The organism is Craterilacuibacter sp. RT1T (assembly GCF_023502145.1).
GTDB lineage: Bacteria > Pseudomonadota > Gammaproteobacteria > Burkholderiales > Chromobacteriaceae > Craterilacuibacter.
Window position 1 is genome coordinate 1 of record NZ_JAMFLI010000019.1, and the last position, 15,240, is coordinate 15,240.

A 15,240-nucleotide genomic window follows, 5' to 3' on the forward strand; every position below is an offset into this window, starting at 1 on the left:
AGAACCGTGAAATAGGCGTCAAGCTTATTCTTTAAAAAAGTTGCTGCCATTCATGATTTATTGACATGTAAAACCAAACAAAAACAAATCAATCAAAGACTTAGTCAAACAAACTCATATTAAACATTAATCAAATCATAGTCGGCAACATCCAAATCAGCCCAATTCAAACAAAGTTGATATGCCATTCAGCCGCAAGATAAATAAAAAGCCGCACAAAGTGCGGCTTTTTAAACATTAAGCATGTAGCGCCTATCAATCAGAGCACGTAACGCGCCAGATCTTCACGCTGGGCCACCATTTCCAGCTTACTGTCTACATACTCGGCATTGATTTCGCACACACCGGCCTTGGCATCGAAGGAAACTTCCTCCAGCAGCTTTTCCATTACGGTATATAGACGGCGCGCACCGATATTCTCGGTTTTCTCGTTAACCTGCCAGGCAATCTCGGCCAGACGGCGAATACCCGACTCAACAAAAGCCAGTTCTACGCCCTCGGTTTCCAACAGTGCCTGATACTGCCGGGTCAGGCAGGCATCGGTACCGGTCAGGATGGCATTAAAGTCATCAACCGATAGCGAAGACAGTTCAACCCGGATCGGGAAACGCCCCTGTAGCTCGGGAATCAGGTCCGATGGCTTGGACAGATGGAAAGCACCCGACGCGATAAACAGTATGTGATCGGTCTTGACCATGCCGTACTTGGTGGTCACCGTGGTGCCTTCAACCAGCGGCAACAGGTCGCGCTGCACCCCCGCACGCGACACATCGGCACCGCTGCCTTCGGAACGACTGGTGACCTTGTCGATCTCGTCGAGGAACACGATGCCATTCTGCTCAACATTGGTCAGCGCTTCGCTGCGCAGTTCTTCTTCATTGACCAGCTTGGCGGCTTCTTCATCGATCAGCACGCGGCGCGCTTCGGCCACAGTCATCTTGCTGGCTTTTTTCTTGCCCGCACCCAGGCCCTGGAACATCGACTGCAACTGCCCGGTAAAGTCTTCCATTCCCGGCGGGCCCATGATGTTCATCTGGGGCGCGGCGGCAGCCACCTCGACTTCGATTTCCTTCTCGTCCAGCTTGCCTTCGCGCAGCATCTTGCGGAATTTCTGCCGCGTACCGTTCTCTTCCGTCTTCTCTGCTGCGGGCGCAGGTTCGTCGGCAAAGAAACCCGGGCTCTGGCGCGGCCCCGGCAACAAGACATCAAGAATACGGTTTTCGGCCGCATCTTCGGCGCGATAGCGGTTCTTCTTGATGGCGCTGTCGCGGGTTTCCTTCAACGCCACTTCCACCAGATCGCGGATGATGGTGTCGACGTCACGCCCGACATAACCGACCTCGGTAAACTTGGTCGCCTCAACCTTGATAAAGGGCGCATTGGCCAGACGGGCCAGGCGGCGGGCGATTTCGGTCTTGCCCACCCCGGTTGGCCCTATCATCAGGATGTTTTTAGGGGTGATTTCGCTACGCAGCGGCTCGGCCACTTGCTGGCGGCGCCAGCGGTTGCGCAGGGCGATGGCCACGGCGCGCTTGGCGGCATGCTGGCCGATGATGTTCTTGTCCAGCTCGTGGACGATTTCCTGCGGGGTCATGGTAGTCATGGAAACTCCGTTCGGGCGATGACCGCACTCGCGCGCGGCCACCAGCACACGCGTTTTCAGTCCAGGGTTTCAATCAGATGATTCTGGTTGGTGTAGATACAGATGTCGCCGGCGATTTCCAGCGACTTCTTCACCACCACGGCAGGATCAAGCTCGGTGTTCTCGAACAGCGCACGCGCTGCCGACTGGGCAAATGCACCGCCCGAACCGATGGCAGCAATGCCTTGCTCCGGCTCGAGTACGTCGCCGTTACCGGTAATGATCAGCGTGCTGTCGCGGTCGGCCACGATCAGCATGGCTTCCAGCCGGCGCAACATGCGGTCGGTGCGCCAGTCTTTGGCCAGCTCGACCGCCGAGCGCACCAGATGCCCCTGATGCTTTTCCAGCTTGGCTTCAAAGCGCTCGAACAAAGTAAAGGCATCGGCGGTACCGCCGGCAAAACCGGCCAGCACCTTGTCGTGATACAGGCGGCGCACTTTGCGCGCGGTGGACTTGATCACGATATTGCCCAGCGTCACTTGCCCGTCGCCGCCCAGCGCTACGCGCTCGCCGCGACGGACAGAAATAATGGTGGTTCCGTCAAACTGCTGCATATTGATTCCCGATAAGAAGAGCTGCCACGGTCATTACGACAGCTATCTCTATATATTGGCAGGCGCTCAAATTGCAAGCGCAGGCAGATCGACATGGCCCGCATAACCAACCCGGGCCATACGCAATCGCAAGCAAGAACCTGACGGGGACGGGCGGAAGAAGAGGGGAAAAAAGACGGGGTAAGCAAAAAAAAACGGACTCAAGCGTCCGTTTTCATGTCGCGCCAGGTCAGCCACAAGCGCATATCGAATTCCAGCTGGTGATAGTCGGCATCCATATGGCAGCACAACTGATAAAACGCCTTGTCGTGCTGCTTTTCCTTCAGGTGTGCCAGCTCGTGCACCACGATCATGCGCAGGAAAGGCTCGGGCGCCTCGCGAAACAGCGCGGCAATGCGCACCTCGTTCTTGCTTTTAAGGCGCTTGCCCTGCACCCGCGAAATCTGGGTTTGCGTGCCCAGCGTGCCGCGCACCAGATCCATCTGGTTGTCGTACATCACCTTGGCCAGTGCCGGTGCGCTTTTCAGATAACGCTGCTTCAGTTCGCCGACGTACTGATACAAGGCCTTGTCGGTCTGAATATCATGGCGTCCGGGATATTTGCCGGTGATGACCTCGCCCAGCGAGCCGGCGGCCATCAGGGCGCGCACGCGCGCCTGCAGTTCGGGCGCGTAGTGTTGCAGGTATTTCAATTCGGACATGGAGACAAACGGATAAAAGCCGGGCCAGACGGCCCGGCGTAAAACAGAATCAAACCGACAACTGCACCATTTTCAGCGGCGGATTGCCGTCGCTGCTAGGGAAGTCGGCTTCGGGCATGATCCACTGGGCGGCGCGGATCGGACGGCCAGCCTTGGCCGCACTGCGCTGCAACTGGTCCAGCCAGGCATCGCGATCAACCTGTGCCACATTATTGCAGCAGATCAGCGTGCCGCCTTCGGCCGTTGCCAGCAGAGCCGGCTTGAACAGCGCCGAATAGTCATTCACCAGATCGACCACGCCGAACGGGCTCTTGGCATAGCGTGGCGGATCCAGGAAGACCAGATCGAACTGGCGCGGCTCGAGTTCAGGGAACGGAGGCATGCGCTTGCCGCGCACGAACTTGGCCTGACCCAGGCCGGCCAGCTGACGCAAGGCGGCAAAAGCATCGCTATGCAGGAAACGCGGGCGGGTCGGCAAAGCATTCATCTTGGCATTGGCACGGCCAACGGCCAGGCTGGACTCGGCAAAATCCACATTCATTACAAAGCTGGCACCGGCCTTGGCCGCAGCCAGACCCACGCCACAGGTATAAGAGAACAGGTTGAGTACGGTCTTGCCGGCGGCCAGCTCCATCACGCGGCGGCGACCGGCGCGCAAGTCGAGGAATAGCCACGGGTCTTGCCCGGCATGACGACCCTGGATGTAGTAATCAACCCCCATCTCGCGTGCAATGTGCGCGGCTTCGGCGGCTTCCAGTTCGGCACCGCTCAATTCGTTGGCAATGCGCGAATTGCCGGCGCTGCGGTCGTTGTAGACCGTTACCAGCTCAGGAATAGAGGCACGGAAGAAGTCGGCAATCGCCGCCTCTTCGCCTTCAGCCAGCGGCGCATGGAAGGTCTGGATCAGCACCAGATCACCGTAGCGGTCTATGGTCAGGCCCGGGCGGCCTTCCACGCTGCCGTGAAACAGGCGCCAGGTGTTGGTGCCTTCGGCGGTGAGTTGAGCGGCCAGTTCGGCACGTGCGCTGCTGGCGCTTTGTAACAGTTCATTCAGTTCGGTATGCATGCAAGCTCCCTTAAAAGGATAATCGGGCCGGCTGGAGAGAGGCGCGGACGTCATCTTCCTTTCGGGTGGCGCGGCATTGTACTCTGCGACAGGGCCAAGCGGGGTACTATGCCGGTTTTGTTTGGCGCACAGCCACCCGCTTGCCGGGCAGGCTTTGCGCCCTGCCCTTGCAAAGGCCATGCCATGAACCGTAAATTTACCTTCTTTTCCCGCTTCATTCCCGACATTCTGGCCGGGCGCAAAACCATCACCCTGCGCGACGACAGCGAATCCTGGCCGCAGGCGGGCGAACTGCTGGAAGTCCATACCTATGAAGACGACCGCTGGTTCTGCCAGCTGCGCGTCACCGCCATCAGTCCGCTGGCACTCGCCGACTTCAACGAAGAGCATGCGCATCAGGAAAACATGAGCCTGCCCGAACTGCGTCAGGTGATCGCCGAGATTTACCCCGGTCAGGACGCCTTCTGGCTGATCCGCTTCGAAGTCACCGCACAGTAAACACCCGTTACGATAGCAGGCAGGTATTCCACCTATATAATCAGTGCCATCGTCTGACGGCGACACTGAAATGGAGACTGTCTTGTTTAGCTGGTTTGAAAAAAGGGTTAATCCCTATCCGGATAGCCCGGCGGCACAACCGCCCAAGGGCTTTTTTCCCTTTGTCTGGTCGGCTACCGCCGGCATGCGCCCCCTGATTGCCGGCATGATCGTACTGACCGCCAGCATCGGTGCTTTTGAAGCCTTGCTGTTCTCCATGCTGGGCTCGGTCGTCGACTGGCTTAGCCATGCCAGCCCGTCGACCTTATGGCAGCAGGAGCGCGACAAATTGCTGCTGCTGTTCGCCATCCTGATGGCCAGCCCGCTGCTGGTTGCCCTGCAAGCCATGTGCAAGTATCAGGGCCTGTTCGGCAATTTCCCGATGCGCCTGCGCTGGAACTATCACCGCCACCTGCTCGGCCAGAGCATGCATTTTTATCAGGACGAATTCTCCGGCCGCGTTTCGGCCAAGGTGATGCAGACCGCGCTGGCGGTACGCGATACCGTGATGATCGTGTGCGACATCCTGGTGTTTGTGGTGATTTACTTCATCACCATGACCGCCGTGGTCGGCAGCTTCGACCTTGTCCTGCTGCTGCCTTTTCTTGGCTGGCTCTTGCTGTATATCGCCACGCTGGCTTTTTTCGTGCCGCGTCTGGGTAAAGCCTCCAGCCGTCAGGCCGATGCCCGCAGCCTGATGGCCGGGCGCATTACCGATGCCTACACCAATATCTCGACCATCAAGTTATTCAGCCATGCCCAGCGCGAAGCCGGCTTTGCCAAAAGCGCCATGCAGGAATTCATGCTGACGGTGCATGGCCAGATGCGTCTGGTCAGCGGCTTTGAGGTTATCAACCACCTGACCAGCATGCTGCTGATCGCCAGCACGGCCGGCGTCTCGCTCTGGCTGTGGACACAGGGCAATGTCGGCATCGGCGCGGTGGCGGCGGCCACGGCGATGGCGCTGCGGCTCAACGGCATTTCGCACTGGATCATGTGGGAGATGTCCAGCCTGTTTGAACAGATAGGCACGGTGCAGGACGGCATCAACACGCTGGCACGCCCGGTCGCAATCAACGATCAGCCCGGCGCACAAGCACTGAAAGTCACGCAGGGTGAAATCCGTTTTGAAAACGTGGATTTTGCCTATGGCGGTGAGCGCAAGATCATCGACCAGCTGACGCTGACCATACGTCCGGGCGAAAAAATCGGTCTGGTCGGGCGCAGCGGTGCCGGCAAATCCACCATCGTCAATCTGCTGCTGCGCTTTTACGATGTCGAGCAAGGCCGCATCCTGATCGACGGCCAGGATATCAGCAGCGTCACGCAGGACAGCTTGCGCGCACAAGTCGGCATGGTGACACAGGACACCTCGCTACTGCACCGCTCGGTACGCGACAATCTGCTGTACGGCAGACCGGATGCCGGTGACGACGAAATGGTCAGCGCGGCACGGCGCGCCGAGGCGCATGAGTTTATCCAGAGCCTGAGCGACCCCAAGCAACGCACCGGCTACGATGCCCATGTCGGCGAGCGCGGGGTCAAGCTGTCCGGCGGACAACGCCAGCGCATCGCCATTGCCCGCGTCATGCTGAAAGATGCCCCCATCCTGCTGCTGGACGAAGCCACCAGCGCGCTGGACAGCGAAGTCGAAGCCGCCATTCAGGGCAGCTTGTACCGGCTGATGGAGGGAAAAACCGTGGTCGCCATCGCCCACCGCCTGTCGACCATCGCGGCCATGGACCGGCTGGTGGTGCTGGATCAGGGGCATATCGTGGAGCAAGGCACGCACCAGCAGTTGCTGGCACAACAAGGCCTGTATGCGCGGCTATGGGCACACCAGAGCGGCGGCTTCCTCGGCGAAGAGACCGGGGAGGATGAAAGCACGATGGCGACCTAGCCCGCAAAAAGGCCGGGGTCCAATGACGGGTTGGCGCAGACGGGCTTTGAGGCTGGAGTCCGCTGCGCAAACCGCGCTTAGGCAGGCTGGCTGACACACGAATAGCACGTATCGCATGCAATCAACCGCAACTTGACTGGGACATCACCCACAAAAAACCCGCCTCAGGCGGGTTTTTGCAGTATCGGCCTCAAGCCGCTTTTTTCAGGATCTCGTACAAGGCATCCTTCAGCTGCAGCTTCTGCTTTTTCAGTGTTTCCAGTTCGACGGCGCTCGCCAGTTCGATATTGGCTTCGACATTCTTGATCTTCTGGTCCAGATCATTGTGCTCATCAAACAGGCGGGAAAAGTGGGCGTCTTCGGTTTTCAGCTTGGAAATCAGTTCACGATATTCTGGAAACATGGTCACTCCTTAATCAATGATGGTTGCCGTTTTATGGGTCTTGCTATGGCTTTAGCATAACATGGGCAGGCGAAAAAAATCCGCCTGCCCACCTTTTCAAACCGCGTTTGCTTGATCTGGCGCAAACAGTGGCCTCACGCGGCCTTGCCCTGCTCCTGCTTGACCATTTCGGCATGGACACGGCGTGCGGCCAAAGCCATGAATACCGCAGCCCAGCCATCAAAAATCAGCTCGAAGCTGACGGCCAGCCCGATCAGCCACAAGGCCGACACCGGCCAGCTGGCCAGCAGATAAAGACCGAACAACATGGAAAACACGCCCCCGGCCACCACCCAGCCCCAACCCTGCTGCGGCCTATGCTGCACGCCATTAACGGCACGCATAAAGCCAACCGCCAGCAAAAAGCCGCCCATGATCAGGGTCAGCCATGCGGCAGCAGCCAGCGGCTGCAGCACCATTAAAGCACCGGCGGCCAGATACATCAGCGCCGTCAAAATGGCGATGCTGCGCCCCTTCCAGCCTGCGCCATGAAACACCGCGCTATAGAGCTTGAGTGCAGAGGCTGCCACCAGCAAAGCGCCGGCCACCAATACCGCGCCTATGGTATAAGCCACGCTGGCAAATAGGCCGATAGAGCCGCCGATCAGGTAAAGCACGCCGACGGCCAACAGGCCCGGCCAGTAACGGGTCAGACTGCCGAACAACTGCACTGAATAGGGAAGCCGGGACATGAAAATCTCCTAATGTCTAAATATTCAACTCGCGATTGTTCCGTTATAGACGTTTGACATTCAGCTGTCCGCTTTGGCAGTCAATATAAATGACATGCCGGGGGGAACTAAAGCCGCCATCGCGGCTCTTTCCCTGCATTCTCGTTTCAGGGTTCATCATGCCCCAAGCCCGCCGCTCGGCCTTATGGCCACGCATTCTGGCCTTACCTGCGCCGCAAGCCGGCCAGCGCGTAGCCGATGTCCTCGGCCGCCAGCCGCGCCAGCAGCTGGACCGCATTGCGCTATTGGCACTGCCCATGCTGATCCCGGTCGCCCTGCCCGGCATGTCGACGACGCTGGGGCTGATCACGGTCGCGCTGGCACTGGCCCACCTGCGCCAGCGCGCGCTCGCCCTGCCCGGTTTTATCGCCGAACGCGCACTGCCGGACGCGCTGGTGCGCGGCATGGACAAGCTGCAATCGCGCCTGTTTAGCTGGCTGCCACATATATCGCGCCCGCGCTGGCGCGCCCTGTCGGGCAGCCGCATGCGCGCCGGCAACACGCTGATGCTGGGCGTTGCCGGGCTCGCACTGCTCACGCCGGTACCGCTGGTGAGTTTTGACAATGTGATTCCGGCTGCCGCCATTGTGCTGTTGACGCTGGGGCTGCGCGTGCGCGACGGCGCGCTGGTGCTGGCAGGCTACGCGGCAACGGTCGCCGGTGCGGCAAGCACGGCACTGATGTGGTGGGGACTTTCGGTCGCCGGCGAAGCCGGCATGGCAGGCGCGGCAGACTGGCTGCAGCGCCTGTAGAAGCTTACTTGTTGCTTAGCGTAGCCACCGACAGGCCGGCGGCGACGAAGGCACTGCCGGCACCGATATTAAGGCCGGCCACGACCCGTGGCCGCGCCTGCAACAAGCCGGCCAGGCGTGACGCAAACGTTCCCATCAGCGCAAACACCACACAGGTGAGCACGGCAAACCACGCACCGTAAATCAGCATCTGCACACCGGCATCGCCGCGCGCCGGGCTGACAAACTGCGGAATAAAGGCCAGTACGAACAGGCCGGGCTTGGGGTTAAGCACGGCCGAGAGCAGGCCGGACAGGAAAATTGCCCGCATCGGCTGGCGTGCGGCAGGCTCGAAACTGATCAGGGAACGCGTACGCAAGGCCTTGATGCCCAGCCACACCAGATAGCCGGCACCGAGGCCCTTGACGATCCAGAACACCAACATCGATGTCTTCATCAGCAGCGTCAGCCCGCAAGTTGCCAGCAGCACATGAAACAGAATGCCGGCACCGGACGCGGTCGACGACACCAAAGCCGCCCGCCAGCCCTGGCTCAGGCCACGCCCGATCGCAAGCAGGTTATCCGGCCCCGGCGAGACAATCAGCAATACACAGGCCGCGGTATACGCGAGCCACACTTCAAACGGAAACATCGGTTTCTCCCTGTCTTGCGCGGGTCGGTGCCCGCGCTTTTATTGTCATGTCAGCCGCGGCCACCGGCTCTGCCACACTCACGCGCTGTAACCCAGGTTAGGCGCCAGATCGCGCTCGGCCTGCTCGACGCTGACGCCGCGGCGCTGCGCATAGTCGGCGACCTGATCGCGGCCAAGCTTGCCGATACCGAAATAGCGGCTGTCCGGGTGGCTGAAGTAGAAGCCGGACACGGCCGCGGTCGGCAGCATGGCATAGCCTTCGGTCAGGCTCATGCCTATGCCCGGTGCGTCCAGCAACTCGAACAGCGCCTTCTTCACCGTATGGTCCGGGCACGCCGGATAGCCCGGTGCCGGGCGGATGCCCTGATACTGTTCCGAAATCAGCGCTTCGTTATCGAGATCTTCATCCGCCGCATAGCCCCAGAACTCGGTACGCACACGGTGATGCATCAGCTCGGCGAAGGCTTCGGCCAGACGGTCGGCCAAGGCTTTGAGCAAAATGGCCGAGTAGTCATCATTGGCCGCTTCGAAGCGCGCCACATGCGCATCGATGCCGATGCCGGCGGTGACGGCGAAGGCGCCGATATAATCAGTTATTCCGGTTTCACGTGGAACAATGAAGTCGGCCAGCGCCCAATCCGGGTTGCCATGACCATCCTTATCGGTCTTGATCAGCTGCTGGCGCAAGCCAGTCCAGCTCATGCGCAGGGCACCGGTTTGCGGGTCGTAGATCTCGATATCGTCGTGATTCACGCTCGCCGCCGGGAACAGCCCGATCACGGCGCGCGCCTCCAGCCAATGGCCGGCAATGATTTGCGCCAGCATGGTTTGCGCATCGGCAAACAGGCTCTTCGCCGACTCGCCCACCACTTCGTCGTCGAGAATGGCCGGATAGCGTCCGGCCAGCTCCCAGCTCTGGAAGAACGGCGTCCAGTCGATATAGCGCGCAATCTCGGAGAGCGGATAGGCATCGAAACGCTGCACACCCAACTGCTTGGGGCGCGGCGGCGTGTAGCCAGCCCAGTCGGGTTTGAAGCCATGTGCGCGCGCGTCGGCAATGGACAGCAGTTTTGCCTCGCCGCGCCCTTCATGAATGGCGCGCGCCTTGGCGTAATCCGCCGCGACTTCGGCAACAAAAGCATCGCACAAGGTGTCGGACAGCAGATTGGAGCACACGCCAACCGCGCGGCTGGCATCGGCGACATAGATCACCGGCCCGCTGTAATGCGGTGCGATCTTGACTGCGGTATGCACACGGCTGGTGGTGGCGCCGCCGATCAACAGCGGAATGGTGAAGCCCTGACGCTGCATTTCGCGGGCCACATGGCTCATTTCTTCCAGACTCGGCGTAATCAGCCCGGACAGGCCGATAATGTCGGCACCGACTTCACGCGCGGTGTCGAGTATTTTCTGGCACGACACCATTACGCCCAGATCGATGACCTGATAGTTGTTACAGCGCAGCACCACGCCGACGATGTTCTTGCCGATATCGTGCACGTCGCCCTTGACCGTCGCCATCACGATCACGCCCTTGGCCGGCGCATCGGCCAGCCCCATGCGTATCTTTTCTTCCTCGATAAACGGCTCGAGGTGGGCCACCGCCGCCTTCATCACCCGCGCCGACTTCACCACCTGCGGCAGGAACATTTTGCCGGCACCGAACAAGTCACCGACCACGTTCATGCCATCCATCAGCGGGCCTTCGATCACATGGATCGGACGCTCGCACTTGAGGCGCACTTCCTCGGTGTCTTCGACGATATAGGTGGTAATGCCCTTGATCAGCGCATGCTCGAGGCGCTTTTCCACCGCCAGCTCGCGCCAGGCCAGGTCTTCACCCTTGCCGACCTTGGCATCGCCACGGAAGCTTTCCGCCAGCGCAATCAGCGCCTCGGTCACCGCCACCATGTCCGCGCCGCGCACCAGCACCACATCCTCGATACGCTCGCGCAATACCGGGTCGACTTCGTCGTACACCTCCAAAGCACCGGCATTGACGATGCCCATGGTCATGCCGCGCTGGATGGCGTGATAGAGGAAGACGGCGTGAATCGCCTCGCGCACCTTGTTGTTGCCGCGGAAAGAGAAGCTGACGTTGGACACGCCGCCGGAAATCTTGGCATGCGGCAGGTTTTGCCTGATCCAGCCGGTCGCCTCGATAAAGTCGAGGCCATAGCGGGTGTGCTCTTCGATGCCGGTCGCCACCGCAAAGATATTGGGGTCGAAGATAATGTCTTCCGGCGGGAAGCCCACTTCGTCGACCAGAATGCGGTAGCTCTTCTCGCAGATCTCGACCTTGCGCGCATAGCTGTCGGCTTGGCCCTGCTCGTCAAAAGCCATCACGATCACCGCCGCGCCGTAACGGCGCAGCAGGCGCGCCTGCTCGATAAATTTGTCCACCCCCTCCTTCATCGAGATCGAGTTGACGATGCCCTTGCCCTGAATGCACTTGAGGCCGGCCTCGATCACCTCCCACTTGGAGCTGTCGATCATGATGGGTACGCGCGCGATATCGGGCTCGGCGGCGATCAGGTTGAGAAAGCGCACCATGGCCGCATGCGCGTCCAGCATACCCTCATCCATATTGATGTCGATAATCTGCGCGCCATTGACGACCTGCTGGCGCGCCACATCCAAAGCGGTGGCGTAGTCGCCATTGAGAATCAGCTTGGCAAAGGCCTTGGAGCCGGTGACATTGGTGCGCTCGCCCACATTCACGAACAGGTCATGGTCGCCGATATTGAATGGCTCAAGACCCGACAGCCGGCACTTGGGCTCGATCACGGGCAGCGCGCGCGGCGCGACGCCGTCTACCGCCTGCGCGATGGCCGCAATATGCTCGGGCGTGGTGCCGCAGCAGCCGCCGACAATATTGATCAGCCCGGATTCGGCCCACTCGCGTACCGCCGCGCCCATTTCGGCCGGCGACAAATCATAGCCGCCAAAGGCATTGGGCAGACCGGCATTGGCATGCACCGATACAAAGCTGGCCGAAATGCGTGCCATTTCTTCCACATAGGGGCGCAGCAGATCCGGCCCCAATGCGCAGTTCAGGCCATAGCTCATCGCTTCGGCGTGGGATAGCGAGTTATAGAAGGCCTCGGTGGTCTGCCCGGTCAGCGTACGGCCCGACTGGTCGGTGATGGTGCCGGAAACCATCATCGGCAGGCGTGCCACGTCCGGACGCGTGTCGAAATAGCGGTGGATGGCGAACACTGCCGCCTTGGCATTGAGCGTGTCGAAAATGGTTTCGACCAGCAAAAAGTGTGCACCACCGGCCACCAGACCGTCGATGGCCTCGGTATAGGCTTCGACCAGTTCGTCAAAGCTGACATTGCGATAACCCGGATCATTCACATCGGGGCTGATCGAGCAGGTGCGGTTGGTCGGCCCCAGTACGCCGGCACAGAAGCGCGGCTTGGCCGGATTTTTTGCCGTTGCGGCATCGCACAGTTCGCGCACCAGACGCGCCGCCTCGCGGTTCATCTCCCATACCAGCGACTCCATGCCATAGTCAGCCATGGCGATGGAGGTGGCGTTAAAGGTATTGGTCTCGATAATATCGGCGCCGGCATCGAGATAAGCCTGATGGATGCCACCGATAATATCGGGCCGGGTCAGCACCAACAGGTCGTTATTGCCCTTGACGTCGTGGGCCCAGTCGGCAAAGCGTGCACCGCGGTAGTCGGCCTCTTCCAGCGCATGACGCTGGATCATGGTGCCCATGCCGCCATCGAGAATCAGGATACGGTGGGCAAGTGCCTGGTAGGCTGGATGATCGGTATGGGCTGGCTTCATAATGCGATGCTGTCGGCGGTAGTTTTTATTGCCGTCTATCTTATCATCATGATTAGGCTGATTGTCAGGCCGCCTTAGAACATTTGATTATCTGGATGCAACGGCGGTGACACGCCCGTCCGCCCATCCCGTACCCGGTACACACCATGCCTAACTGGCTCTATCTGCACGGTTTCAAATCCGGCCCCGGCTCGCTCAAGGTCAGCGAGACGCGCGACTATCTGGCCACCCACCAGCCAGACACCACCTTGCTCTGCCCCGCGCTGTCGCCCTACCCCGCGCAAGCGCTGCAACAAGCGGCCAGACTGATCGAAAGCCTGAGCGAAAAGCCGCTGTTGATAGGCAGCAGCCTGGGCGGCTTCTATGCCACGGCACTGGCTGAACGCTACGGACTCAAGGCGGTACTGATCAACCCTTCGGTGCGGCCATTCGATCACTTCTCTGCTTTTGGCGGCGAGCAGATCAACCCGTACAACGGCGAGCATTTCATACTGGGTGACGCCGACCGTCAGGCATTGCAGCAGATGTTTGTCGCCACACCGCAAGCTGCGCGCTACTGGTTGGTACAAGGTTCGCACGATGAGATACTGGACTGGCGCGAGGCGGTACGCCATTACCGCGGCTGCCGCATGACGGTGTTGAATGGCGACGACCATCGCCTTGCGCGCTGGTCGGAAATGCTGCCGGCCCTGTTGGCAAGCCAATGGACGGAGGATTAGGGATTAGGGAGTGGGGAGTGGGGAGTGGGGAGTGGGTATCCTATTCCCCACTCCCTACTCCCTCAAATCAAGGCTTGACCACTTCGGACTCGACCACCATATCCAGCACCCAGCGCTTGGATGGCGCATCGGCCGGCGGGTTGGCGATATCGAATTCCTTGATGCGCAGGCGGTAGTTCAGACCCGGCTCCGGCTGGAAACCCTCGATCTGACCGTAATGGTTCTGCCACGGCTGCGCCTTGTCTTCGCGTACCTGCAGGCACTGCGTCGGCGCCACACCCATGCACGGCTTCTTCTCGCCCATTACATAGATGAAACGGGTCTTGCCGCCTTCAAGCGAAGGCGCGGCATCCAGCACCAGCGTCTGCGCTGTACCCTTGATCACCAGCTTGCCGGCTTGCGCTTCGACTTGCGGCTTGCTGGCCAGCAGCTTTTTCAGCGCGTCTTCTTTTTGCATCAATTCCGGCGGGCACATCATCATGGTGCTGGCCAGATTGCCGACGACCAGACGGCCATCCTTGATTTCGGCCGGCCCGAACAGGCGGTTACAGCCGGCACTGGCGGAGAGCATGCCCTCTTTCAGCGACAGCGTGGTCTTGCCTTCGCCGCTGCCAGCTTGCCATTGGCCGGACAAAGGCGCTTGGCTGGCACAGGCAGAAAGGGCAGCGACGGCGGAAAGGGCGATAAGGGTATGGCGGGTCATAATGTCTCCTTGTTCTGTCGCCGGTAAAATTTCGATACGACTTGGTTGCAATATAGTGTTGAGCCGCAGCATAAACGAAAAGCCCGTCGCAGTGCGACGGGCTTTTGTTTACATCTGTTGCCGGGCGGGCTTAGTGCTCCACGCCCTTGACCAGCTCTTCCACCACCTTCTTGGCGTCACCGAACACCATCATGGTCTTGTCCATGTAAAAGAGTTCGTTGTCGAGGCCGGCATAGCCCACGCTCATCGAGCGCTTGACCACGATCACGGTACGCGCCTTGTGCGCTTCCAGAATTGGCATGCCGTAGATCGGACTGGCCTTGTCCTTCAGCGCGGCCGGGTTGACCACGTCGTTGGCACCGATCACCAGCACCACGTCGGTGTTGGAGAAATCGGAGTTGATCTCTTCCATCTCCTGCACCTGCTCGTACGGCACTTCGGCTTCGGCCAACAGCACGTTCATATGCCCCGGCATGCGCCCGGCCACCGGGTGGATGGCGTAGCGCACATTGACGCCCTTCTCGGTCAGGATGTTGGCGAATTCCTGCAGCGCATGCTGGGCACGCGATACCGCTAGGCCGTAGCCCGGCACGATGATCACGCTGTCGGCGTTGCTCATCAGGAAAGCCGCATCTTCAGCCGAACCGGACTTGTAGTTCTTCGGGCCGGACGCCGCGCCGCCACCGGCAGCGGCTTCGGCACCAAAGCCACCCAACAGCACCGAGACGATGGAACGGTTCATCGCCTTACACATGATGTAGGACAGGATGGCACCGGAAGCACCGACGCAAGCGCCGGCAATGATCAGCACCGGGTTGTTCAGGGTAAAGCCGATACCGGCTGCCGCCCAACCCGAGTACGAGTTCAGCATCGACACCACCACCGGCATGTCCGCGCCGCCGATCGGGATGATCAGCGTCACCCCCAGCACCAGCGCAACCGCCACCATGGCGAGGAAGGCGGCGTGCGCGTCGGTCACGAAGTACAGCACGCCAAAGCCAACCATGGCGATGGCGAGTACCAGGTTCAGCAGGTGCTGGCCGGAGAAGGTCACCGCCTTG

General features: G+C 60.1%; 14 protein-coding genes. 4 read left to right on the forward strand and 10 right to left on the reverse strand.

Annotated features, from left to right (window positions below):
- Positions 1-259: 259 nt before the first annotated feature.
- From hslU to M3P88_RS15625, 4 genes are all read right to left on the reverse strand, one after another.
- Entirely contained in the window at positions 260-1,603 is a 1,344-nt protein-coding gene (gene hslU / locus M3P88_RS15610) for an ATP-dependent protease ATPase subunit HslU (protein ID WP_249616920.1), read from the reverse strand.
- A 56-nt stretch (positions 1,604-1,659) separates the two neighbouring features.
- The gene (gene hslV, locus M3P88_RS15615) at positions 1,660-2,196 is read right to left on the reverse strand and encodes an ATP-dependent protease subunit HslV (RefSeq protein WP_160798379.1); all 537 of its coding nucleotides are present in this window, start codon (positions 2,194-2,196) and stop codon (positions 1,660-1,662) included.
- Positions 2,197-2,396: 200 nt separating this feature from the next.
- Positions 2,397-2,897 (reverse strand): YgjP-like metallopeptidase domain-containing protein, encoded by a 501-nt coding sequence (locus M3P88_RS15620; protein ID WP_249616921.1) that lies wholly within the window; start codon positions 2,895-2,897, stop codon positions 2,397-2,399.
- 49 nt (positions 2,898-2,946) lie between these two features.
- Positions 2,947-3,963 (reverse strand): class I SAM-dependent rRNA methyltransferase, encoded by a 1,017-nt coding sequence (locus M3P88_RS15625; protein WP_249616922.1) that lies wholly within the window; start codon positions 3,961-3,963, stop codon positions 2,947-2,949.
- Positions 3,964-4,146: 183 nt separating this feature from the next.
- Between M3P88_RS15625 and yqfB the strand changes: the two genes are divergently transcribed.
- Both yqfB and M3P88_RS15635 read left to right on the forward strand, forming a co-directional pair.
- Entirely contained in the window at positions 4,147-4,461 is a 315-nt protein-coding gene (yqfB, locus tag M3P88_RS15630; protein WP_249616923.1) for a N(4)-acetylcytidine aminohydrolase, read from the forward strand.
- An 82-nt stretch (positions 4,462-4,543) separates the two neighbouring features.
- The gene (locus tag M3P88_RS15635; RefSeq protein WP_502798966.1) at positions 4,544-6,400 is read left to right on the forward strand and encodes an ABC transporter ATP-binding protein; all 1,857 of its coding nucleotides are present in this window, start codon (positions 4,544-4,546) and stop codon (positions 6,398-6,400) included.
- Positions 6,401-6,590: 190 nt separating this feature from the next.
- Here M3P88_RS15635 and M3P88_RS15640 read toward each other — a convergent pair whose 3' ends face one another.
- Positions 6,591-6,803: an HP1242/YdcH family protein gene (locus M3P88_RS15640; protein WP_124736721.1), complete on the reverse strand. Its 213-nt coding sequence runs from the start codon at positions 6,801-6,803 to the stop codon at positions 6,591-6,593.
- Positions 6,804-6,937: 134 nt separating this feature from the next.
- Entirely contained in the window at positions 6,938-7,534 is a 597-nt protein-coding gene (locus M3P88_RS15645) for an HdeD family acid-resistance protein (RefSeq protein WP_249616925.1), read from the reverse strand.
- A 158-nt stretch (positions 7,535-7,692) separates the two neighbouring features.
- On the opposite strand from M3P88_RS15645, the gene M3P88_RS15650 reads away from it, so the two are divergent.
- Positions 7,693-8,325, forward strand: coding sequence for an exopolysaccharide biosynthesis protein (locus M3P88_RS15650; RefSeq protein WP_249616926.1), 633 nt, complete (start codon positions 7,693-7,695; stop codon positions 8,323-8,325).
- A 4-nt stretch (positions 8,326-8,329) separates the two neighbouring features.
- Here the strand turns inward: M3P88_RS15650 and M3P88_RS15655 are convergent, their stop codons facing one another.
- Both M3P88_RS15655 and metH read right to left on the reverse strand, forming a co-directional pair.
- On the reverse strand, positions 8,330-8,956 hold the full coding sequence (locus M3P88_RS15655; RefSeq protein WP_249616927.1) for a LysE family translocator: 627 nt from the start codon (positions 8,954-8,956) through the stop codon (positions 8,330-8,332).
- 78 nt (positions 8,957-9,034) lie between these two features.
- On the reverse strand, positions 9,035-12,757 hold the full coding sequence (metH, locus tag M3P88_RS15660) for a methionine synthase (RefSeq protein WP_249616928.1): 3,723 nt from the start codon (positions 12,755-12,757) through the stop codon (positions 9,035-9,037).
- Between the two features lie 146 nt (positions 12,758-12,903).
- On the opposite strand from metH, the gene M3P88_RS15665 reads away from it, so the two are divergent.
- On the forward strand, positions 12,904-13,476 hold the full coding sequence (locus M3P88_RS15665) for a YqiA/YcfP family alpha/beta fold hydrolase (protein WP_249616929.1): 573 nt from the start codon (positions 12,904-12,906) through the stop codon (positions 13,474-13,476).
- Positions 13,477-13,543: 67 nt separating this feature from the next.
- On the opposite strand, the gene M3P88_RS15670 is transcribed toward M3P88_RS15665, so the two are convergent.
- Positions 13,544-14,179 carry an META and DUF4377 domain-containing protein gene (locus M3P88_RS15670; RefSeq protein ID WP_249616930.1) on the reverse strand — a complete coding sequence of 212 codons (636 nt, stop codon included), beginning with the start codon at positions 14,177-14,179 and terminating at the stop codon, positions 13,544-13,546.
- Between the two features lie 130 nt (positions 14,180-14,309).
- A partial coding sequence (locus M3P88_RS15675; RefSeq protein WP_249616931.1) for an NAD(P)(+) transhydrogenase (Re/Si-specific) subunit beta occupies positions 14,310-15,240 on the reverse strand: 931 nt, incomplete at its 5' end.

Excerpts from the sequence above, each read along its gene's own strand:
- hslU (WP_249616920.1), bottom strand. The coding sequence starts at position 1,603 with ATGACTACCATGACCCCGCAGGAAATCGTCCACGAGCTGGACAAGAAC.
- hslV (WP_160798379.1), bottom strand. The coding sequence starts at position 2,196 with ATGCAGCAGTTTGACGGAACCACCATTATTTCTGTCCGTCGCGGCGAG.
- M3P88_RS15620 (WP_249616921.1), bottom strand. The coding sequence starts at position 2,897 with ATGTCCGAATTGAAATACCTGCAACACTACGCGCCCGAACTGCAGGCG.
- M3P88_RS15625 (WP_249616922.1), bottom strand. The coding sequence starts at position 3,963 with ATGCATACCGAACTGAATGAACTGTTACAAAGCGCCAGCAGCGCACGT.
- yqfB (WP_249616923.1), top strand. The coding sequence starts at position 4,147 with ATGAACCGTAAATTTACCTTCTTTTCCCGCTTCATTCCCGACATTCTG.
- M3P88_RS15640 (WP_124736721.1), bottom strand. The coding sequence starts at position 6,803 with ATGTTTCCAGAATATCGTGAACTGATTTCCAAGCTGAAAACCGAAGAC.
- M3P88_RS15645 (WP_249616925.1), bottom strand. The coding sequence starts at position 7,534 with ATGTCCCGGCTTCCCTATTCAGTGCAGTTGTTCGGCAGTCTGACCCGT.
- M3P88_RS15650 (WP_249616926.1), top strand. The coding sequence starts at position 7,693 with ATGCCCCAAGCCCGCCGCTCGGCCTTATGGCCACGCATTCTGGCCTTA.
- M3P88_RS15655 (WP_249616927.1), bottom strand. The coding sequence starts at position 8,956 with ATGTTTCCGTTTGAAGTGTGGCTCGCGTATACCGCGGCCTGTGTATTG.
- metH (WP_249616928.1), bottom strand. The coding sequence starts at position 12,757 with ATGAAGCCAGCCCATACCGATCATCCAGCCTACCAGGCACTTGCCCAC.
- M3P88_RS15665 (WP_249616929.1), top strand. The coding sequence starts at position 12,904 with ATGCCTAACTGGCTCTATCTGCACGGTTTCAAATCCGGCCCCGGCTCG.
- M3P88_RS15670 (WP_249616930.1), bottom strand. The coding sequence starts at position 14,179 with ATGACCCGCCATACCCTTATCGCCCTTTCCGCCGTCGCTGCCCTTTCT.